The 19,181-nt window shown below is 73.6% G+C and carries 20 protein-coding genes and 1 pseudogene; 16 read left to right on the plus strand and 5 right to left on the minus strand.

The window, feature by feature from the left end:
• Positions 1-42 precede the first annotated feature (42 nt).
• From JK359_RS21530 to pqqB, 3 genes are all read left to right on the plus strand, one after another.
• The gene (locus JK359_RS21530; protein WP_201838029.1) at positions 43-441 is read left to right on the plus strand and encodes an SseB family protein; all 399 of its coding nucleotides are present in this window, start codon (positions 43-45) and stop codon (positions 439-441) included.
• A 133-nt stretch (positions 442-574) separates the two neighbouring features.
• Entirely contained in the window at positions 575-1,687 is a 1,113-nt protein-coding gene (locus tag JK359_RS21535; RefSeq protein ID WP_201838031.1) for a hypothetical protein, read from the plus strand.
• A gap of 63 nt (positions 1,688-1,750) precedes the next feature.
• Positions 1,751-2,647: a pyrroloquinoline quinone biosynthesis protein PqqB gene (gene pqqB, locus JK359_RS21540; RefSeq protein WP_236678231.1), complete on the plus strand. Its 897-nt coding sequence runs from the start codon at positions 1,751-1,753 to the stop codon at positions 2,645-2,647.
• On the opposite strand, the gene JK359_RS21545 is transcribed toward pqqB, so the two are convergent.
• Both JK359_RS21545 and JK359_RS21550 read right to left on the minus strand, forming a co-directional pair.
• Complete coding sequence (locus JK359_RS21545; protein ID WP_201838035.1) at positions 2,644-3,042, minus strand: MarR family winged helix-turn-helix transcriptional regulator; 399 nt, start codon at positions 3,040-3,042, stop codon at positions 2,644-2,646. The two genes, pqqB and JK359_RS21545, sit on opposite strands and share 4 nt — an antisense overlap.
• Before the next feature lie 75 nt (positions 3,043-3,117).
• Positions 3,118-3,468 (minus strand): VOC family protein, encoded by a 351-nt coding sequence (locus JK359_RS21550; RefSeq protein ID WP_201838037.1) that lies wholly within the window; start codon positions 3,466-3,468, stop codon positions 3,118-3,120.
• Between the two features lie 358 nt (positions 3,469-3,826).
• On the opposite strand from JK359_RS21550, the gene JK359_RS21555 reads away from it, so the two are divergent.
• From JK359_RS21555 to JK359_RS40195, 12 genes are all read left to right on the plus strand, one after another.
• Positions 3,827-4,114: a helix-turn-helix domain-containing protein gene (locus JK359_RS21555; RefSeq protein ID WP_201838039.1), complete on the plus strand. Its 288-nt coding sequence runs from the start codon at positions 3,827-3,829 to the stop codon at positions 4,112-4,114.
• A gap of 176 nt (positions 4,115-4,290) precedes the next feature.
• Positions 4,291-5,250: an SMP-30/gluconolactonase/LRE family protein gene (locus JK359_RS21560; protein WP_201838041.1), complete on the plus strand. Its 960-nt coding sequence runs from the start codon at positions 4,291-4,293 to the stop codon at positions 5,248-5,250.
• Positions 5,251-5,451: 201 nt separating this feature from the next.
• The gene (locus tag JK359_RS21565; RefSeq protein WP_201838043.1) at positions 5,452-5,913 is read left to right on the plus strand and encodes a fluoride efflux transporter FluC; all 462 of its coding nucleotides are present in this window, start codon (positions 5,452-5,454) and stop codon (positions 5,911-5,913) included.
• Positions 5,910-6,290 carry a DUF190 domain-containing protein gene (locus tag JK359_RS21570; RefSeq protein WP_201838045.1) on the plus strand — a complete coding sequence of 127 codons (381 nt, stop codon included), beginning with the start codon at positions 5,910-5,912 and terminating at the stop codon, positions 6,288-6,290. Before JK359_RS21565 ends, JK359_RS21570 begins: the two co-directional genes overlap by 4 nt.
• On the plus strand, positions 6,287-6,661 hold the full coding sequence (gene crcB, locus JK359_RS21575; protein WP_201838047.1) for a fluoride efflux transporter CrcB: 375 nt from the start codon (positions 6,287-6,289) through the stop codon (positions 6,659-6,661). Before JK359_RS21570 ends, crcB begins: the two co-directional genes overlap by 4 nt.
• 73 nt (positions 6,662-6,734) lie before the next feature.
• Positions 6,735-7,571, plus strand: coding sequence for an undecaprenyl-diphosphate phosphatase (locus JK359_RS21580; RefSeq protein ID WP_201838049.1), 837 nt, complete (start codon positions 6,735-6,737; stop codon positions 7,569-7,571).
• A gap of 170 nt (positions 7,572-7,741) precedes the next feature.
• Positions 7,742-8,419, plus strand: a complete 678-nt coding sequence (locus tag JK359_RS21585) for a FadR/GntR family transcriptional regulator (RefSeq protein WP_201838437.1) — start codon at positions 7,742-7,744, stop codon at positions 8,417-8,419.
• Positions 8,420-8,582: 163 nt separating this feature from the next.
• Entirely contained in the window at positions 8,583-9,599 is a 1,017-nt protein-coding gene (locus JK359_RS21590; RefSeq protein WP_201838439.1) for an asparaginase, read from the plus strand.
• A gap of 155 nt (positions 9,600-9,754) precedes the next feature.
• Entirely contained in the window at positions 9,755-11,164 is a 1,410-nt protein-coding gene (gene aspA / locus JK359_RS21595) for an aspartate ammonia-lyase (protein ID WP_201838051.1), read from the plus strand.
• Between the two features lie 50 nt (positions 11,165-11,214).
• Positions 11,215-12,153, plus strand: a complete 939-nt coding sequence (locus tag JK359_RS21600) for a glutaminase (protein ID WP_201838053.1) — start codon at positions 11,215-11,217, stop codon at positions 12,151-12,153.
• 215 nt (positions 12,154-12,368) lie between these two features.
• Entirely contained in the window at positions 12,369-13,769 is a 1,401-nt protein-coding gene (gene mptB, locus JK359_RS21605; RefSeq protein ID WP_201838055.1) for a polyprenol phosphomannose-dependent alpha 1,6 mannosyltransferase MptB, read from the plus strand.
• Positions 13,766-15,184 carry a glycosyltransferase 87 family protein gene (locus JK359_RS40195; protein ID WP_201838057.1) on the plus strand — a complete coding sequence of 473 codons (1,419 nt, stop codon included), beginning with the start codon at positions 13,766-13,768 and terminating at the stop codon, positions 15,182-15,184. Before mptB ends, JK359_RS40195 begins: the two co-directional genes overlap by 4 nt.
• 59 nt (positions 15,185-15,243) lie before the next feature.
• Here JK359_RS40195 and JK359_RS39270 read toward each other — a convergent pair.
• Positions 15,244-16,110: pseudogene (locus JK359_RS39270) on the minus strand (D-alanyl-D-alanine carboxypeptidase family protein); the annotation flags it as partial.
• A gap of 68 nt (positions 16,111-16,178) precedes the next feature.
• On the minus strand, positions 16,179-17,327 hold the full coding sequence (gene rho, locus JK359_RS21615) for a transcription termination factor Rho (RefSeq protein WP_201838059.1): 1,149 nt from the start codon (positions 17,325-17,327) through the stop codon (positions 16,179-16,181).
• A 511-nt stretch (positions 17,328-17,838) separates the two neighbouring features.
• Between rho and JK359_RS21620 the strand changes: the two genes are divergently transcribed.
• Positions 17,839-18,723: a hypothetical protein gene (locus JK359_RS21620; protein WP_236678233.1), complete on the plus strand. Its 885-nt coding sequence runs from the start codon at positions 17,839-17,841 to the stop codon at positions 18,721-18,723.
• A gap of 30 nt (positions 18,724-18,753) precedes the next feature.
• Here the strand turns inward: JK359_RS21620 and JK359_RS21625 are convergent, their stop codons facing one another.
• Positions 18,754-19,152, minus strand: a complete 399-nt coding sequence (locus JK359_RS21625; protein ID WP_201838061.1) for a nuclear transport factor 2 family protein — start codon at positions 19,150-19,152, stop codon at positions 18,754-18,756.
• Positions 19,153-19,181 lie beyond the last annotated feature (29 nt).

The following is a 19,181-nucleotide window of genomic DNA, read 5'->3' on the forward strand; positions in this document are numbered from 1 at the left end:
GCCCGGGCGGCCCGGACGACCACCGCTACCTGGGGACCTGCCATGGAGACACCCGCACACGACGACCTGCCGACGCCCGCCCAGCAGGCACTGGACGCGCTGGCCGTGAACGCAGAGGACCAGGCCGCCCTGGACACCCTCGCCCACAGCGATGTGCTCGTGCCGGTTCCGGACGACGCCATCGACGGGGAGGGCGCCGACGCCACGACCGTGGCCCTGCCCATCCTCGAGCAGCCGGGAGGCGACCCCGTCGTCCCGGTGTTCACCTCGGAGGGCGAGATGGCCGAGCTGCTGCCTTTCGTCTCGCGCTACCGTCTGATCCCGCTCGGCGCGCTCGCCTCGCAGTGGCCCGAGGAGGACCTCTCCCTCGCCATCGACGGCAGCTCCTCCCACGGGCTGACGCTGACGTCGCAGGGGGTGCGTACCCTCCTGGCCCGCTGACCAGCGCGACCACCCGCTCGCGCAACCCGTCCGGACCCGCACGCGCAACCCGCTGGCTGGTGCCCGCACGCGCCACCGCCCGGGCCCGCCCGCGCAACCGGTCCCGGAGGCCCCGGGGCGCCAGAATGAGCCCATGGGATACATCGCGGGCGTGGCCGGGGTCCTGGTCCTGGGCCTGGTGCTCGGCAGCGTCCTGCGCACGCTCGTGGTACCCCGTGGCCTGTACTCCGTACTGGTGTTCCGGCTGTGGTGGCTGCTGCGCCGGCTGCTGCGGCTCACCGCGCTCCGCGGCGGCTACGACGCCATCGACCGCGCCCAGACCTGGCTCGCCCCGCTGATGCTGGTCGGCATGCTCGCCACCTGGCTGGCCGGCGCCCTCCTCGGGTACGGGCTCCTGCTGTACGCACTCTCCCCGCTGTCCTGGACCACCGCGTTCCGGGAGGCCGGCTCGAGCCTGTTCACGCTCGGATTCGCCGGCGGCGCCCGGCTGAAACTGTCGGTGCTGGACTTCCTGGCCGCGGCCACCGGACCCGTCCTGATCGCCCTCCAGATCGCCTACCTGCCCACCCTGTACTCCGCGTACAACCGCCGTGAGCTGGAGGTCACCCTGCTCCAGGCGCGGGCCGGCGAACCCGCCTGGGGGCCGGAGATCCTCGCCCGGCAGTGGCTGGTGGAGACCGAGACCGCGCTGCCCGAGCTGTACCGGGCGTGGGAGCGGCTCGCCTCGGACATGGGCGAGAGCCACTCCACCTACCCGGTCCTGCTGGCCTTCCGCTCACCGCGCCCGCACCGCAGCTGGCTCGTCGGGCTGGTCGCCGTGATGGACGCGGCGGCCCTCCAGCTCGCCCTGGACCCACGGCTCGCCCCGCCGGAGGCCCGGCTCGTGCTGCGCGCCGGATTCACGGCGCTGCGGGACATCGCCCGCGCCCTGCACATCCCCTTCGACGCCGACCCGTCGCCCGGGGCGCCCGTCCGGCTCGGCTTCGCCGAGTTCGACGCCGCGGTGGGCATGATGGCGACGGCCGGTTTCCGGTCCGAGCGGACCGCGAAGGACGCCTGGCCGCACTTCCGCGGCTGGCGCGTCAACTACGAGGCGATCGCCTATGAACTGTGCCGCCGCTGCGACGCCGTGCCCGCCCTGTGGACCGGCCCGCGCGACTTCCCCGGCGACCCCATCCCGCCGCGGCGCCCGGTGGACCGGCAGCCCGGCGGAGGACGGCCGGAACTGCCCCCCGCGGCCGGGTAATCACCGGCCCTCCGGAAGGGAAGATCCCAGCGGGGGAAAGGTCCGGCGAGCGCGAAGGAGCCGATGGTCGTGAGGGTCGTCCTGCTGGGCACCGCCGCCGGAGGTGGCTTCCCGCAGTGGAACTGCGCCTGCGCGCCGTGTACCGCCGCCCGGGACGGCAAGCTGCCCTCCCGCACGCAGGAGTGCGCCGCCGTCACGGGCAACGGCCGCGACTGGTGGCTGCTGAACGCCTCCCCCGACCTGCGGACCCAGCTCGGCGCCACGCCCGCCCTGTGGCCGGGACCCGGACTCCGGGAGACCCCGCTGCGGGGGGTGCTGCTCACCGACGCCGAGACCGACCACGCCTGTGGACTGTCCGGGCTGCGGGGCGCCGCCGGGCTGAAGGTCTACGCCGCCGCACCGGTGCGGGCCGTGCTCGCTCCGGCCCGCACAGCACTGGACCGTCACGCGCCCTGGGAGTGGGCCGACAGCCTGGCCGACGGCGGCTTCGTGCTGGCCGGCGGGCTGGTCGTGACCGCCCACCCGGTGGGCACGAAGATCCCGGAGTACGTACCGGCGCGGCCCCCGGCACCCGCCGGCCCCTGGGCGACGGCGTACCGCATCGAGGACCTGGCGAGCGGGGGAGTCCTGGTGTACGCGCCCTGCGTGGGCGCATGGAGTCCGGCCCTGGACGAACTGTGCGCCGAGGCGGACTGCGTGCTGCTGGACGGCACGTTCTTCACGGCCGGCGAGGCGGGCGCGGCGGTGCCGTCGGGCACCACGCGGGCCGCCTCGGGCCATCTGCCGGTCACCGGGCCGGACGGGTCACTCGCGGAGCTGGCCCGCCATCTCGGCGTGCGCCGGATCTACACCCACCTCAGCCACACGAACCCGCTGCTCGACCCCGCCTCCCCGGCACGCGCGCGGGTCGCCGCGCACGGGGTCGAGGTCCTGACGGACGGAGCAGAGCTGGTGGTCTAGCTCTCCTGCTCGGCCAGCATCCGCCGCAGCACGGCCCGCTGGAGCGGCAGTACCTCGGAGTGCAGGGCGCGGCCCTTCGCGGTGAGGGCGACCCAGACGCCGCGCCGGTCCTCCGCGCACACCGAGCGCTCCACCAGTCCGTCCTTCTCGAGCCGGCCGATCAGCCGGGACAGCGCGCTCTGGCTGAGGTGGACCCGGCCGACCAGGTTCTGCACCCGGCACTGCTCGCCCTTCTCGGGTCGCTCCGTGACCAGCAGGTCCAGCACCTCGAAGTCGCTGGCGCCGAGCCCGTGCGGATGCAGGACGCGGTCGATCTCGCACATCGTGCGCGCGTGCACCGCGAGGATGCCCCGCCAGCGTTCTTCGAGCCGGGCCTCGGCCGTCGTGACTGCCATACCCGCACCGTAGCACCGATCCGGCCAATAGTTGAGTGTGCAACTAGTGGGAGCGTGCGGGGCCCGGGCCGCCCCTCAGGCCGACGCGTCCTGGAGCAGTCCCACCAGGTTGCCGTCCGGGTCCTTCACGGAGGCGATGAGCCTGCCGCCACCGACGTCCTGCGCGTCCTGGAGCAGTTCGGCCCCCGCCTCCAAAAGGGCCGCGAGCCGCGCCCGCAGGTCCGTCACGTGCCAGTACGGCACCGGGCCGGTCATGCCCTTGGCGTGCCCGTTCGGGTCCAGGCCGACGTCCTGCCCGGCGGCCTTGAAGCCGACGTAGTACGGCTGGTCCGCGTACGGCTCGACGCCCAGCAGGGCGCTGAACAGCGGCTTGGCCTTCGCCAGGTCCTTCACGGGGTAGATGATCGTCTGCACGCCGGTGGTCATGGGACCCACTCCTCCTGAGGCTCGGGACCGACGGGTTCCTCGTCGGTGCTCTCACGCTAGAGCCGGGGAGCCCGTGGCGGCTTCTCCGATCCTGACCGTCTGCGGGCACCCTCTGTCCGGCCACGACGAGCAGCCACGCACTTCCATGACGTGGTTCGGCCACCGCTGACCCCGCTGCGGCAGGGCCCGGTCGCCCGCGACGACCGGGCCCACGCCGCGTTTCCGGGGCCGGGGACAACGCCCCTCGGTCGTACGGCCGTTCGGTACCGGACAACGGGTGCCGACAGCCGGACGCGGCGGAGTCGGCCGCGCCACAGTGGGAACACTGCGTACGAAGGCCGGGACGGAGGGCGGACGGATGACGGGAACTCCCTCGGGCCGGATGCGGCGGACCATCCTGGACTGGCTCAAGGACCCGGCGGCCCACTTCCCCGCCCCGCCCCGCCGCGATCCCGCCGAGACCGGTGTGACCGCACGCGCCCTCGCCGCAAAGCTCGGCGTCCCCCGGCGGACCGCCCTCGCGCACCTCGACCTGCTCACCCGCCTGGGCCTCCTGCGCACCCGCCGGGTCCGCTGCCGCACCTACTACCGGCGCGACGAGGTCCGTATCGCCGAAGTGGCCCGGATGTTCGAGAAGGGCTGGTGAGGAAGACGGCTGTCGGGCTGGGCCGGACTCCGCGACCGCCGAGGCGCTCCGGGCGCTCGGCGACCGTGTGCATCGCCGCACGCCGCCGGGGCGGGACGGAGGACGACCGTGCGAAGGGCAGACGGGGACCCGGCCGGCTGACACCATGGCCCCACCCGACGGCGAAGGAACCGCAGATGGACCGACCCACGGCGCTCGTCCCGCTCCACTACCTCCCCCTCGGTGCCCGTGGCCCCGAGGACGTGGTGGCCGATCCGCACGGGCGCGTGCTCACCGGGGTGGAGGACGGCCGGATCCTCCGCGTCCACCACCCGGGCGACCCGCGCACGGCCCGTGCGGAAGTGCTGGCCGAGACCGGCGGACGTCCGCTGGGGCTCGAACTCCTCCCGGACGGCGACCTGTTGGTGTGCGACGCGGAACGCGGACTGCTGCGGGTCGCCCTGGACGACGGCACCGTGCGCGTCCTCGCGGACTCGGTGGCGGGGGAGCGGCTCCGCTTCTGCAGCAACGCCGTCGCGACGGCCGACGGCACCGTGTACTTCACCGTCTCCAGCCGCCGCTACCCCCTCGCCCAGTGGATCGGCGACATCGTCGAGCACACCGGCACCGGGCGCCTCCTGCGCCTCGCCCCCGGCGACCGGGAACCCGAAGTCCTGCTGGACGGGCTCCAGTTCGCCAACGGACTCGCCCCGAGCGCCGACGGCTCCTTCCTGGTGGTCGCCGAGACCGGATCCTGCCGCCTCACCCGCTACCGGCTCACCGGCCCCCGCGCCGGACACGCCGAGCCCTTCGCCGACCTCCCCGGCATGCCGGACAACCTCTGGCGCGAGGGCCCCGACGGCCCCCTGTGGGTCGCCCTGGCCGCCCCGCGCGTCCCACCGCTCGGCCTGTTGCACCGCACGCCGCCTGCCGTCCGCCACGCAGCGGCCCGTGCCGCCGTGCACGTGCCCTACCGCCCCAGTGGAACCACCGGCGTCATGGCGCTCGACGACGAGGGCCGCACGGTTCACCACCTCAGCCGCCGCCGCTCCGGCTTCCGCATGGTCACCAGCGTGTGCACGGCCGGCGGCCACCTGGTGCTCGGCAGCCTCCGGGAACCCGGCGTGGCGGTCTGCGCCCGGCCGGCCGCCCACTGACGCCGGCCGGGAAGACGACCGCGCCCGGCTCGCCGTCCGCCGCGACGGACCGGGGCGACGCTGTGCGCCCGGCCGGCCGCCCTCTGACGCGGGCCCGTGGTGACGCCCTGCGCCGGGCCTGCCGCTCACCGGTGCGGCGGTAATCTGGTTCCGGCCGTGATCACCCGTCGGGGCAGGGCCGAACAGGAGACGTAGACCACCATGACAGCCCCGGAAACGGAGAACCTCAGCGTCCGCCGCGTCCCGGGGCGGCGGTCCGAGTGGCGCACGCAGGCACCCGTCGTCGCGGTCGTGGCCCTCGGCGGCGCGGTCGGTGCACTCGCCCGCTACGCGCTCGCCCTCGCCCTGCCCACGCCGGCCGGAGGCTTCCCCTGGGCGACCTTCTGGACCAACGTCTCCGGGTGCGCCGCCATGGGCGTCCTCATGGTCCTCGTCACGGAGGTGTGGGCGGCCCACCGCCTCCTGCGGCCGTTCCTCGGCACCGGCGTCCTCGGCGGCTTCACCACCTTCTCGGCCTACGCGGTCGACATCCGCGACCTCGTCGGCGCCGGCCACCCCGGGCCGGGCCTGGCCTATCTCGCCGCGACGCCGTGCGCGGCCCTCGCCGCGGTGTGGCTGGCCTCGGCCGCCACCCGCCGGGTACTGATCAGGAGGCAGCGATGACGTCACTCACCGGCCGCGCCCTCCGGCTGACCGTCTACATCGGCGAGGACGACACCTGGCACCACAAGCCGCTCTACTCCGAGATCGTGCACCGCGCGCACGCGGCCGGGCTCGCCGGGGCCAGCGTCTTCCGGGGCATCGAGGGCTTCGGCGCCTCTTCCCGCATCCACACCTCCCGCCTGCTCTCCCTGAGCGAGGACCTGCCCGTCGCGGTGGTCGTCGTGGACACCGAGCAGCGGGTCCGGGCGTTCCTGCCGCAGCTCGACGAACTGGTCGGCGAGGGGCTCGTGACCCTGGAGGAGTGCGAGGTCGTCCGGTACGTGGGCCGCACGTCCGGCCCGGACGGCAGCGAACCGGAAGGTAAGAAATCGTTGTGAACTGGCTGCTGGTCGTCGCGGGGGCTGTGGTCGGCGCCCCCGTGCGCTATCTCACCGACCGCGCCGTGCAGGCCCGCCACGACTCGCTGTTCCCCTGGGGCACCTTCGTCGTGAACGTGGCCGGCTGTCTGGTCCTCGGCCTGCTCACGGGCGCCGTCTCCGCCGGGGCCGCCGGGCCTCACCTCCAGCTCCTGCTGGGCACCGGTCTGTGCGGGGCGCTGACGACGTACTCGACCTTCTCGTACGAGACCCTGCGGCTGACCGAGGCGGGCTCCGGCCTCTACGCTGCCGTGAACGTCGGGGCAAGCGTGGCGGCGGGGCTGGCGGCGGCCTTCACCGGGGTCACACTCGCGGGCGCCCTGTGGGCCTAGGCGCTTACCACCCGGCCGGGCACAACAAGTACTGTCTACAGCACTGTCGACCAACTCCTCAGAACTGGATCCCATGAGCGCCATCTCCGTCGGTCAGGCCGTCGTCCTCGGGGTAGTCGAGGGGGTGACCGAGTTCCTCCCGGTGTCCTCCACGGGCCACCTCAAGATCGCCGAGGGGCTCATGGACATCCCCGTCGACGACAAGTCCGTCGTCGGGTTCTCCGCCGTCATCCAGGTCGGCGCCATCGCCGCCGTGCTCGTGTACTTCTTCAAGGACATCAAGCGGATCGTCTCCGCCTGGTTCCGCGGTCTGACCGACCGCGAGGAGCGCTACCACCACGACTACAAGTTCGCCTGGTGGGTGATCGCCGCCACCGTCCCGATCGTGGTGGTGGGACTGGCCGCGAAGCCGCTGATCGACGGGCCGCTCGCCTCCCTGTGGGTGGTCGCGGGCTCACTGATCGCCGGCTCGGGCGTGATGTGGGCCGCCGACCAGATGGGCCGGCACAAGCGCGGTGAGGACGACACGTCGTTCAAGGACGCCATGTGGGTCGGCTGCTCGCAGATCCTCGCGCTGCTCTTCCCCGGGTTCTCCCGCTCCGGCGCCACCATGTCCACCGCCCTCATCCTCGACCTGGACCGGGTCGCCGCCACCCGCCTGTCCTTCTTCCTCGGCATTCCGGCCCTGACCGGCGCCGGCCTGTACGAGCTGAAGGACGCCCTCGGGGCCGGCGTGGGCGCGGCTCCGCTGGCCGTGGGCACGATCGTGTCGTTCGTGGTCGCCTACGCCTCGATCGCCTGGCTGCTGAAGTTCGTCGCCAAGCACTCCTTCAACGCCTTCGTGATCTACCGGATCGTCATCGGCCTCCTGCTCCTCGGCCTGCTCGGCACCGGCACGCTCAGCAGCTGAGCGAACACACCGTTCACCCACGGGGTGCGGACGCCCGTTTACGGGCGCCGCACCCCGTCGGCGTCTCACCGCTCACGGCTTGACAGCTCCCGCCCGTGACCCGCAGGATCGCACCCGTGAACCTGTCAGACAGCCAGACAGGTGGTCGGGGCCCCCGGCGCGTGAGCGCCATGGAAGCGGTCCTCGCCCACCTCCGCGGTGCCATCGAACGCGGCGAGTACGCCATGGGCGACAAGCTCCCTTCCGAGGCCGAGCTGTGCCGCACCCTCGAGGTGTCCCGGCCCGTGCTGCGCGAGGCGCTGCGCGCGCTGCAGACGATGGGCCTGACCGTCTCCCGGACCGGCAAGGGCACCTTCGTCGTCGCGAACGCCGTCGAGGACCCCACCTTCGGCGACTACGCGGCCAGCGACCTGCTCGAGGTGCGTCGGCACATCGAGATCCCCGTCGCCGGCTACGCGGCCGTGCGCCGCACCCAGGAGAACCTGGACCACCTGGCCCATCTGCTCGACCGCATGGAGCGGGAGACGGACACCACCGCCTGGGTCGCCATGGACACCCTCTTCCACCTCGCCGTGGCCGAGGCCGCGCAGAACCCGGTCTTCCGCCGGGTCATCGAGGAGATCCGGGACGCACTGGCACGTCAGTCGGCCTTCCTCAACGAGCTGGGCGGGCGCCGCGAGCAGTCCAACCGCGAGCACCGGGCGATCGTCGAGGCACTGGTCGACGGCTGCGAACACGACGCGGTGGATGCCATGAGCCACCACCTGGACCGCGTCGAGACGACCCTCACCGACATCGTGCGTCCCCAGCGGACGGACACCCCCGCGGAAGACGGGACAGAGGCGTGAGCGAACGGCACCTCGAAGACGCGACACGGACCGTGGCACCGGCGCTCCCCGCCCCGGCCCAGGCTTCCCCCGCCCCCGCCCACCGCTCCATATCCCGCACGTCCACCGGCGCCGACGCGTGACCCGCGTCCCGGCCGCCCCCGACCCGATGATTCAGGCAATGATGCACAGCAGTCCCGTCGCCGACGCACCCCTCGTCCGCGAACCCCTCCACGCTCCCGTCGCCCACCTCGTCCGCGGGGGGATCATCGAGGGCATCCACTACGGCTCCGTCGTCGTCCTCGACGCCGACGGCCGGGTGCGGTTCCAGCTCGGCGACATCGAAGCAGCCTTCTACCCGCGCTCCGCCCTGAAGCCCGTCCAGGCCGTCGCCATGCTGCGGGCCGGACTGCCCCTCGAGGGCGAACTGCTCTCGCTGGCCGCCGCGAGCCACTCCGGTGAGGAGCGCCACATCGCCGGCACCCGCCGCATCCTGGAACTCGCCGGCCTCGCCGAGGACGACCTGCGCAACGTGCCCGACATGCCGTTCGGCGCGGCCGTCCGTGACTCCTGGATCCGCGCGGGCCGGCTGCCCTCCCGCCTCGCCCAGAACTGCTCCGGCAAGCACGCGGCCATGCTGTGGACCGCCGCTCTCAACGGCTGGACCCTGAAGGACTACCTCGACCCGGCGCACCCGCTGCAGCAGGCCGTCGCGGCAACCGTCGAGGACCTGACGGGCCAGCGCGTCGCCCGGGTCACCGTGGACGGCTGCGGCGCACCGCTGTTCTCCGTCTCGCTGCACGGTCTCGCCCGCGCCCTCGCCCGGATCACCTCCGCCGAGCCCGGCACCCCCGAGGCCCGCGTCGCCGGCGCCATGCGCGAGCACGCCGAGATGGCCTCCGGCTCCGGCCGGGACGTCGCCGCGCTGATGCGGGCCGTACCCGGGCTGCTCGCCAAGGACGGCTTCGAGGGTGTGCAGGTGGCCGCGCTGCCCGACGGCCGGGCCGTCGCCGTCAAGATCGCCGACGGTGCCGACCGGGCACGGGTCCCGGTCGCCGCGGCGGCGCTCGCACGCGCCGGCGTCGACCCCGCCCTGCTGACCGAGTTCGCGGGAGAGCCGCTGCTCGGGGGCGGGGAGCCGGTGGGATGCGTGCGGCCCGTGCGGGCGCTGGACCCCGTGCCGCTCACTGCCTGCGGCTAGGCCGCCGGGCCCCGAAGGGGCCCCGCACCGCCGCCCGCCCGCGGGCCGTTCGGGCTGAACCGGCCCGCGGGCCGTTCGTGCCGGACCGCGCAGATCCCGCGCCCCCTGGCAGGGGCGCCGTCACCTCCGTACCTCAGAAAGAGGACCGCACCTCCATGACCGCCGCCACCCGCAGCGAACACGATCTGCTCGGCGACCGAGACGTCCCCGCCGACGCGTACTGGGGCATCCACACCCTGCGCGCGACCGAGAACTTCCCCATCACCGGCACCCCGATCTCCGCCTACCCGCACCTGATCGACGCCCTGGCCGCCGTCAAGGAGGCCGCCGCCCTCGCCAACGAGGAACTCGGGCTGCTGGAGCCGGAGAAGGCAGCCGCGATCGTCGCCGCCTGCCGGGAGATCCGCGACGGCAAGCTGCACGACCAGTTCGTCGTGGACGTGATCCAGGGCGGCGCCGGCACGTCCACGAACATGAACGCCAACGAGGTCGTGGCCAACCGCGCACTGGAACTGCTCGGCCACGCCAAGGGCGACTACGCCCGGCTGCACCCCAACGAGGACGTCAACCTCGGCCAGTCGACCAATGACGTGTACCCGACCGCCGTCAAGGTGGCGACGGTGTTCGCGGTACGTGGACTGCTCAAGGCGATGGCCGTGCTGCAGGACGCCTTCGCCCGCAAGGCCGTCGAGTTCCGTGACGTGCTCAAGATGGGCCGCACACAGCTGCAGGACGCGGTACCCATGACGCTCGGTCAGGAGTTCTCCGCATTCGCCGTCATGATCGAGGAGGACCGCAGCCGCCTCGCCGAGGCCGTCGAGCTGATCCATGAGATCAACCTCGGTGCCACCGCCATCGGCACCGGCCTCAACGCGCCCCGCGGCTACGCCGAGGCCGCCCGCCGCCGGCTGTCCGCCATCACCGGCCTGCACCTCGTCACGGCCGCCAACCTGGTCGAGGCCACCCAGGACTGCGGTGCCTTCGTCCAGATGTCCGGCGTGCTCAAGCGGATCGCGGTCAAGCTCTCCAAGAGCTGCAACGACCTGCGCCTGCTGTCCTCCGGTCCGCGCGCGGGCCTCGGCGAGATCAACCTGCCGCCCGTCCAGGCCGGTTCGTCGATCATGCCGGGCAAGGTCAACCCGGTCATCCCCGAGGTCGTCAACCAGGTCGCCTTCGAGGTGATCGGCAACGACGTCGCCATCACGATGGCCGCCGAGGCCGGACAGCTCCAGCTCAACGCCTTCGAGCCGATCATCCTGCACTCCCTGTCGGAGTCCGTCACGCATCTGCAGAGCGCCTGCCTCACCCTGGCCGAGCGCTGCGTGTCCGGCATCACCGCCAACACCGAGCGGCTGCGCGCGACCGTCGAGAACTCCATCGGCCTGGTCACCGCGCTCAACCCGCACATCGGCTACACGGCCGCGACCGACATCGCCAAGGAGGCACTCGCCACCGGCCGGGGCGTGGCCGAACTGGTGCTGGAGAAGGGCCTGCTCCCCGCCGAGAGGCTCGCCGGACTGCTGCGCCCGGAGATCATCGCCGGCAGCGGCGCACCAGCCGCCTGACCTGCGACAACACCGACACGACTACGCTTCGGGACCGGCCGGGAGGCACAATGGTGATCATGACAACGACGTCGTCCTTCACCTTCCTGCCGGTCCTGGAGCGCATCGCCGAGGAGATCAGCCGCACGCCCGGACGCGGCCGCCCCGCCGACTACATCCCGGCCCTCGCGGCCTGCGATCCGCGCAGCTTCGGCATGGCCGTCGCCGAGCTGGACGGCACGGTGTACGGGGTGGGGGAGTGGCGGCAGCCGTTCTCCACGCAGTCCGTCACCAAGGTCTTCACGCTCGCCCTGGACCTGGCCCGCGAGGGCGACGAACTCTGGGAGCACGTGGGCCGCGAGCCCTCCGGCAACCCGTTCAACTCCCTGGTGCAGCTGGAGTACGAGAACGGCATCCCGCGGAATCCCTTCATCAACGCGGGCGCCCTCGTCGTCACCGACCGCCTGCAGACGCGCACCGGCGACGCGGCCGGTGAGCTGCTGGCCTTCCTGCGCGCCGAGAGCGGCAACACCGCCCTCGACTTCGACAAGGAGGTCGCCGCTTCCGAGAACGCCTTCGGTGACCGCAACGCCGCCCTCGCCCACTTCATGGCGTCGTACGGCAACATCGACAACGACGTGCCGGTCCTGCTCGACCAGTACTTCCGGCAGTGCTCCATCGCGGCCTCCTGCGCCGACCTGGCCCTCGCCACCGGCTTCCTCGCCCGGCACGGCATCCGCGCCGACGGCAGCCGGCTGCTCACCCGCAGCCAGGCCAAGCAGGTCAACGCGGTCATGCTCACGTGCGGCACGTACGACGCGGCCGGCGACTTCGCCTACCGAGTCGGCCTGCCCGGCAAGAGCGGCGTCGGCGGCGGCATCATCGCGGTCGTACCCGGCCGGTGCACCCTGTGCGTGTGGAGCCCGGGCCTCGACGAGCGCGGCAACTCGGTCGCCGGCGTGGCGGCCCTGGACCGCTTCACCACCCTCACCGGCCTCTCGGTGTTCTGAGGGCCGTCACTTTCCGGCACGGCCCGGGGAGCCGGCCCGGGAGCGCGGGACCTGCCGGTGGCGGCTCCGCCGCGCGGGCGCGACCAGCCACGACGGCCCGCACGACGGCGCCCGGCCGGATCGCACCACGCGCCGGTCACACGTCGGCCCCCGCCCGGCAGGGCTGCGGTCGTCTTCCGGCCACCCGGCGTTGACACGCTGAGCCAGTGTTGGCCATGGCATTCCCCGTCGATCTCCGCTCCTGCCAGGTGCTGGGGCTGGCAGGCACCGCCTTCCTCGCGCTCGGCGGGGAGACGGCCGGTGCCCTTCCCGTCCGGGACCTCCTGGCACCCGCGTCGGTGCAGGCGGCACTCGGCCTGGTCGGGGTGTACTTCGGGGTCGTCCTGCTGACAGCGGCCTGGGTGCTCCTCGGCCGCCTGGTGCGCGGACCCGAGCCGCCCAGCCCCCGCGCCCTGCTGCTCGTACTGGCCGTGTGGACGGCCCCGCTGCTGCTCGCCCCGCCGCTGTTCAGCAGGGACGTGTACAGCTACCTCGCGCAGGGCGCCATGGTCGACGCCCACATGGACGTCTACGCCCACGGACCGGCCCAGCTCGGCGGGCCGCTCGCCGACGAGGTCGCCCCGATGTGGCGGCAGACCGGCGCCCCGTACGGGCCGGCCTTCATGGCTCTGGCCTCCGCGCTGTCCGGGCTGACCCGCGGCGAACTGCCCGCCGGCCTGCTCGGCATGCGGCTGGTCGCCCTGCTCGGCGTGGCCCTCATGGCGGTGGCGCTGCCCCGGCTCGCCCGGCACAGCGGCGCCGACCCGGCCGCCGCGCTCTGGCTCGGTGCCCTCAACCCGCTCGTGCTGCTGCACCTGGTCGCGGGCGCGCACAACGACGCCCTCATGCTGGGTCTGCTGGGACTCGGCCTGGTCGCCGCACGCGGCCGCCGGCCCGGCGTCGGAGCGGTCCTCGTCACGCTCGCCGCCCTGGTCAAGGCCCCTGCGGCGCTCGGTCTCCTGGCCGTCGTCGCCCTGCAGGTCCGCTCCGGCCGACGGCCGCTGCCCGCGGTGCTGACCACCGCCGCCGCCTCCGCCGCGACGACGGTCGCCGCGACGGCCGCCGCCGGCACCGGATACGGCTGGATCGGTGCCCTGGACACCCCGGTCTCGTCCCACAACTGGGCGCTGACCAGCCTGGCCGGCCGCGCCACCGGCGCCCTCCTCACCCACCTCGGCAGCGGACTGGCCCCGTTCGCCGTACCGGCCTGGCATCTGTTCGGGCTCGGGGCGACCGCCGTGGCCGTGCTGCTGATATGGCTGCGGCTGCGTCCCTGGCCGGTGTACGCGCTGGGCCTGAGCCTGCTAGCGGTGGCCGTCCTGGGCCCGGCGATCCGGCCCTGGTACGTGCTGTGGGGGCTGTTCCTCATCGCCGCGGCCGCGCCCAGCACCTCGGTACGGCACCGGGTGGCCGCCCTGGCCGGGGTGCTCGCCCTCGCCGTCCTGCCCAGCGGCGGCCCGGCCGACGCCGGCCAGCTGGTCCTCGCGGTCTCCGGCGGGGTGCTCGGTGTGATCGTCCTGTGGCAGGCCCACCAGGCGGCCCAGGCCCAGACCGCGGCACCGGGACAGACGGCATGACGGCGCCGCGGGGAGGACCGGGACTGCCCGGGCGCCTGGCGCCGCTGGGGCCGCGCACGGACCGGGGCCGGCTGCTGCTGGTCCTGCTGCTCGTGGCCGCGGTGACCGTGTTCACGGCGACGGTGCCGCTGCTGCGCGGCTTCTTCGACCTGCGGGTGTACTACGGCACGGTGCACACCTGGGTGCGCCACGGCGGCCTGATCTACGACTACCGGGTGCCGGGCACCGCGTACGGCTTCACCTACCCGCCGTTCGCCGCGGTGGGCATGCTGCCGCTGGCCCTGCTCGGCCGGACCACCGCGATCACGGCGTCCCTGCTGGTGAACCTGGCCGCGCTCGCCGCGGTGCTGCGGATCCTGGCCGGGCCGGACTGGCGGCGCCACGGCTGGTACCGGTGGGTGCTGCTGCTGTGCCTGCTGGCCCTGTTCGAACCGCTGCGGGACACCTTCAGCTTCGGCCAGGTGAACCTCGTACTGCTCGCCCTGGTCCTCGGCGACTGCCTGCTGCTGGCGACCGGCCGGGGCCGCTGGGCGGGAGCCGGGATCGGGCTCGCCGCCGCCGTGAAGCTGACGCCCGCCCTGTTCATCGGTCTGCTGCTGCTCGCCGGGCGCCGGCGCGCGGCCGGCACCGCCACGCTGGTCGCCGCCGCCGCGACCGCGCTGGCCGTCTGGGCGGACCCCACGGCCTCCCGCTTCTACTGGACCGAGGCCCTCTGGGACACCAGCCGGGTCGGCCGCCTCGACTACGTGTCGAACCAGTCGCTGCAGGGCGTGCTGGCACGGCTCGGCGAGACCGGCCGCCCCCTGTGGGCGACGGCGGTGCTGCTCACCCTGTCCGTGTGGGCGTGGCGCAGCCGCCGGGCGGTCCTGGCCGGCGACTGGACGGCGGCGTTCGCGCTCACCGGCGCGACGGCCTGCCTGGTCAGCCCGATCACCTGGGTGCACCATCTGGTCTGGCTGCTGCCGTCCTTCGCGGTGCTGCTGCGCGCCGGGCACCGGCGGATCGCGGGGGCCCTGTACGCGGTGCTGTGCACCAGTGTGGTGTGGCTGTGGTTCGACGACGCCTCCGGCCTCGACGGCTTCCTCGGCAGCAACCTCTACACCTGGATCGCGCTCGGCCTGCTGCTCGCCCTGCCGGTGGGTCAGTCCCGCGCGGACCGCGCGCCCTTGGAGCGCAACGCCAGCGCCACGGCTCCCGCGCCGAGCCCGGACAGACCCGCGACGACGGCGGTGCCGGACCAGTCCGACTCTCCTTCGGTGGCCGAGGCCGCCGCGACCGGTGTGGCGGACGCCGGCGGCGGGGACGGGCGCAGCCCGTCCAGCGAGCCGACGGCGTCCACCCGCCCGGCCGCGCCGAAGCCCCAGTCGAGCAGGGCGCGCGCCTCCTCGTACACGGTGAGCCCGCCGCCCGCCTGAGGGTTCAGCACGCTCACCACGAGGGTGCGTCCGTCCCGGCGTGCCGCGGCCACCAGGGTGTTGCCCGCGTTGCTGGTGTAGCCGTTCTTGATGCCGATGAGCCCGGGGTACGGCGCCACGCCGTCCTCGCCGGTCAGCAGCCGGTTGGTGTTCTCGATCGCGTACGGCGAACCGTCACCGGGGAAGTCCGCGACGGCGGTGCCGCAGTAGCGGGCGAAGTCGGGGTTGGCCAGACCCGCCCGGCCGAAGACCGCCAGGTCGTAGGCCGAGGACACCTGGCCGGGGGCGTCGTAGCCGTCCGGGGAGACGACGTGGGTGTCCAGGGCGCCCAGGGCGCGCGCCTCCTGCTGCATGCGGGTGACCGTGGTGTCCCAGCCGCCGTTGAGGGAGGCGAGGACGTGCACGGCGTCGTTGCCGGAGCTGAGGAAGACCCCGCGCCACAGGTCGGCCACCTGGTAGGTGTGCCCCTCCTCGACGCCGACCAGGCTGCTGCCCTCGCCGACGTCCGCGAGTTCCTCGTAGCGCACGGTGTGCTGCATGCCGCTGGGCAGGGCCGGCAGCACGGTCAGCGCGAACAGGGTCTTCAGGGTGCTCGCGGGCGGCAGCCCGCGGTGGGCGTCGTTCGCCGCCAGGACCTCGCCGCTGCCCGCGTCGGCGACGATCCAGGACAGCGCCGAGACGTCCGGCAGGCCGGGCGCGCCCCGGTGCGGCCGGACCTGGACGCCGGAGTGGTAGAGCAGGGAGGGCCCGGGCGTCGACGCCCGTGGCCGCGGCGGTGCGGGCTCCCCGCCGCGGGCTCCGGCGGCGGCTGCCGGTGTGAGCACCAGCAGGCCGGCCACGCACAGGGAGCAGGCCGACACGGCTGCCCGATAAGAGAATCCGGTGATCATACGATCAACGTACGAACGAGGTTCCCCGGAGGCCATGCCGGCCGGGCCGTTCGGCCCACCGGAGCAACCCGGATGCCGCAGCCGGGCCCGTCGGCGGCCCGGCGTCAGCCGGCCGGCAGCGTGGGCCGGATCTGCCGCAGGAACGCGGCGTTGTCGGGGGTGGCCCGCATCCGGTCCAGGAGTGTCTCCAGGGCGGCCGGCCCGGACTCGCGCGAGCGCAGGGCGCGGCGCAGACCGTGGACCGCCGTCAACTCGGGTGCGGGGACAAGGAGTTCCTCGCGACGGGTGCCGGTGGCGTCGATGTCCACGGCGGGGAAGACGCGGCGGGCGGCGGGCTCGCGGTCCAGGCGCAGCTCCATGTTGCCCGTGCTCTTCAGTTCCTCGAAGAAGTAGCCGTCGGCACGGGAGCCCGTGTCCACCAGGGCGGTGGCGAGGATGGTGAGCGAGCCGCCCTCCTCGGCCTGCCGCGCGGCACCGAAGAACCGCTTCGGGCCGATCAGCGCCCCGGCGTCCACACCGCCGCTCAGGGTGCGGCCGCCGGCCGCGGAGGCGTTGTTGTGGGCCCGGCACAGCCGGGTGAGCGAGTCCAGCAGGACGACGACGTCCTCACCGGCCTCGACCAGGCGCTTGGCCCGCTCCACGACGAGGTCGGCGAGAGCGATGTGGTCCTTGGGCGACCGGTCGAAGGTGGAGGCGTACACCTCGCCGCGCACCGAGCGGCGCATCTCGGTGACCTCCTCGGGCCGCTCGTCCAGCAGCAGGACCATCAGGCGGCATTCGGGGTGGTTGCCGGCCACGGCGGCGGCCAGCTGCCGGAGCAGTGCGGTCTTGCCGCTCTTCGGCGGGGCCACGATGAGCCCGCGCTGGCCCTTGCCGACGGGCGCGAGCAGATCCATGACGCGCCCGGCCAGGCCGGAGGCGGGGTGCTCGAGGCGGATGCGGCGCTGCGGGTGGAGCGGGGTGAGGTCGCGGAAGTGCCGCCGGGAGCGGAGGTCCCCGAGGGCGCGCCCGTTGACGCGAGCGACCTCGGTGAGCGCGCGCTGCGCGCCCCGGACGCCCTCGACCAGGTCGCCCCTGCGCAGCCCGTGCCGGCGGATCAGCGCCGGTGCGGCCTGCGGATCGGCGGGCGAGGGGAGGAGGCCCGCGGCCCTCAGGTGCCCCTTTCCGTGCGCGTCGATGTCGAGGACACCGGTGACGAGCGGGGCGCCCGTGGCCTGCGGGGCCTCGGTGGGGTGTTCGAGTGTGGTGGTCATGGCCGGAAGTCCTTTCGCGGACCGGATGAGGCAGGGGAAAGAGGGAGAAGGCCGCGGAACGGGAGGCGCGCAGGGCTGCCTCCGGGCGGCGGGAACGGCACCTCGGGCACGGCGCGGAAAGTCCGTGGCGAGGTGGTGCCGAGAAGCTGACGCGCCGGGAGCCGGGGAGACCGGGAGACGGCGAACGGATCAGCCGGAGAAACGGAGAACTGGCACCGGCGCCCGCGAGGGGCGTGCACGAGTGCTGACGGCACCGTACCACTCGTGGGGGTACCCTGTCCGCGACATCCTCAACAGGCCGCGGCTGCGGGATGTTCCCGGTGGCGGCAGAGCCGGTCCGGGATGGGGCCGGGCCCGTCGGTCACGGCGGGCGGGGTCCGCAGGCACGACTCGCACCGCCCAGGAGCTGGACGCGGTGCCGAACGTCACGGACCGGGCACAGATGTCCGCAGATCATAACTATGCCGGACGTCGGGGGACTTGGCCGTCAACCCTGTATTATCTTCGCGGCATGTCCACGCCACCGCAGCCCCCGCAGCCTGCCGACCAGCCTGCGCAGCAGCCCCCGTACCAGCAGCCCGCCGCCCAGGCGGGCGTCCCGTCGCAGCCGACGGCCTACCCCTACCCGAACCCGCAGTCACCCCCGGCGGGCGCCTTCTACGCACAGCCCACGCTGGTCGGACAGCCGGGTCCGGGGGGTCCGCAGCCCGGGAACCCCTATGCGCAGGCGACCCCGTTCGGACCGCTGCCGCCCGCGCCCGCCGCCGGTGGCGGAGCAGGCCGGGCGGTGCTGTGGGCCGCCGTCGGCGCGGTCGTGGCCTCCGCCGCGTGGGCGGCCGGTGTCTTCCTCGTCGGCGGCGCGGGCGACAGCGCGGAGCTGCGCGGCTACTCGGCGCCCTCCAACATGTGCTCCAGCGCCGACTACTCGTCCTTCAAGGACGAGTACACCGAGGAGGACTCCTCGCCGACGCGCACCTCCCTCAAGGACGCCGCGCTGGACGAGGGTTACTGCAGCCTGAGCCTGAAGAAACCCGGCTCCTCGTACGCCGACGCCTACCTGACCGTCCAGCTGGACCTGCACAAGAAGACCGACCCGGGGCCCGAGTTCACGGCCACCTGGAAGAAGTACGGGGACAGCCACAAGGGTTACGACGTCGACCCGGTCGAGGGCATCGGCGACGAGGCCTACCTGGTCAGCCAGGACACCACGAACGGCTCCTCCAGCGGCTCCCGGTACGCCACCCTCGCCGTCCGGGACGGCTGGGTGACGTACCTGATGAGCTACAGCACCTATCTCAGCTCGTACGACGACGACAAGGACCCGCCCGCACTCACCGACGTCACCGACTGGCTGAAGACCGACACCAAGGCCACACTGCGGGAGCTGCGCAGCTGAGGTCCGTCCCGCCGGACGCGGCGCGGTCGCTCAGGCCGGCCGCGCCTCCGCCTCCTTCACGATCTGGCCGAACCGCGCGCCCATAGCCTCCGCCAGGGCCTGCGCGCCCGACAGCGGACGGACCATCACCGTGAAGTCGTCGATCAGGCCGTCCTCGTTCACGTGCAGGAAGTCACAGCCGGTCAGCTCCCGGTCGCCGACCCTCGCCCGGAAGACCAGCGCGTGATCCCGGGCGTCCGGGCCGCCGATCTCCCTCACGTACCGGAAGTCCTCGAAGACCTCGATCACCGCGCGCAGGATCGCCGCGGTGATCGCCTTGCCGGGGTACGGCTTGAAGACGACCGGGCTGGTGAAGACGACGTCCTCGGCGAGCAGCGCCTCGACGGCGTCCAGATCCCGGGCCTCGACCGCCTCACGGAACGCGCGCATGCGGACCACCTCGCATAGTCAATTTGTTG

Origin of the sequence: Streptomyces actinomycinicus, assembly GCF_016741775.1 — a bacterium.
Classification (GTDB): domain Bacteria; phylum Actinomycetota; class Actinomycetes; order Streptomycetales; family Streptomycetaceae; genus Streptomyces; species Streptomyces actinomycinicus.

Coding starts and splice junctions, on each gene's coding strand:
- JK359_RS21530 (WP_201838029.1), top strand. CDS start 43: ATGGAGACACCCGCACACGACGACCTGCCGACGCCCGCCCAGCAGGCA.
- JK359_RS21535 (WP_201838031.1), top strand. CDS start 575: ATGGGATACATCGCGGGCGTGGCCGGGGTCCTGGTCCTGGGCCTGGTG.
- pqqB (WP_236678231.1), top strand. CDS start 1,751: ATGGTCGTGAGGGTCGTCCTGCTGGGCACCGCCGCCGGAGGTGGCTTC.
- JK359_RS21545 (WP_201838035.1), bottom strand. CDS start 3,042: ATGGCAGTCACGACGGCCGAGGCCCGGCTCGAAGAACGCTGGCGGGGC.
- JK359_RS21550 (WP_201838037.1), bottom strand. CDS start 3,468: ATGACCACCGGCGTGCAGACGATCATCTACCCCGTGAAGGACCTGGCG.
- JK359_RS21555 (WP_201838039.1), top strand. CDS start 3,827: ATGACGGGAACTCCCTCGGGCCGGATGCGGCGGACCATCCTGGACTGG.
- JK359_RS21560 (WP_201838041.1), top strand. CDS start 4,291: ATGGACCGACCCACGGCGCTCGTCCCGCTCCACTACCTCCCCCTCGGT.
- JK359_RS21565 (WP_201838043.1), top strand. CDS start 5,452: ATGACAGCCCCGGAAACGGAGAACCTCAGCGTCCGCCGCGTCCCGGGG.
- JK359_RS21570 (WP_201838045.1), top strand. CDS start 5,910: ATGACGTCACTCACCGGCCGCGCCCTCCGGCTGACCGTCTACATCGGC.
- JK359_RS21580 (WP_201838049.1), top strand. CDS start 6,735: ATGAGCGCCATCTCCGTCGGTCAGGCCGTCGTCCTCGGGGTAGTCGAG.
- JK359_RS21585 (WP_201838437.1), top strand. CDS start 7,742: ATGGAAGCGGTCCTCGCCCACCTCCGCGGTGCCATCGAACGCGGCGAG.
- JK359_RS21590 (WP_201838439.1), top strand. CDS start 8,583: ATGCACAGCAGTCCCGTCGCCGACGCACCCCTCGTCCGCGAACCCCTC.
- aspA (WP_201838051.1), top strand. CDS start 9,755: ATGACCGCCGCCACCCGCAGCGAACACGATCTGCTCGGCGACCGAGAC.
- JK359_RS21600 (WP_201838053.1), top strand. CDS start 11,215: ATGGTGATCATGACAACGACGTCGTCCTTCACCTTCCTGCCGGTCCTG.
- mptB (WP_201838055.1), top strand. CDS start 12,369: ATGGCATTCCCCGTCGATCTCCGCTCCTGCCAGGTGCTGGGGCTGGCA.
- JK359_RS40195 (WP_201838057.1), top strand. CDS start 13,766: ATGACGGCGCCGCGGGGAGGACCGGGACTGCCCGGGCGCCTGGCGCCG.
- rho (WP_201838059.1), bottom strand. CDS start 17,327: ATGACCACCACACTCGAACACCCCACCGAGGCCCCGCAGGCCACGGGC.
- JK359_RS21620 (WP_236678233.1), top strand. CDS start 17,839: ATGTCCACGCCACCGCAGCCCCCGCAGCCTGCCGACCAGCCTGCGCAG.
- JK359_RS21625 (WP_201838061.1), bottom strand. CDS start 19,152: ATGCGCGCGTTCCGTGAGGCGGTCGAGGCCCGGGATCTGGACGCCGTC.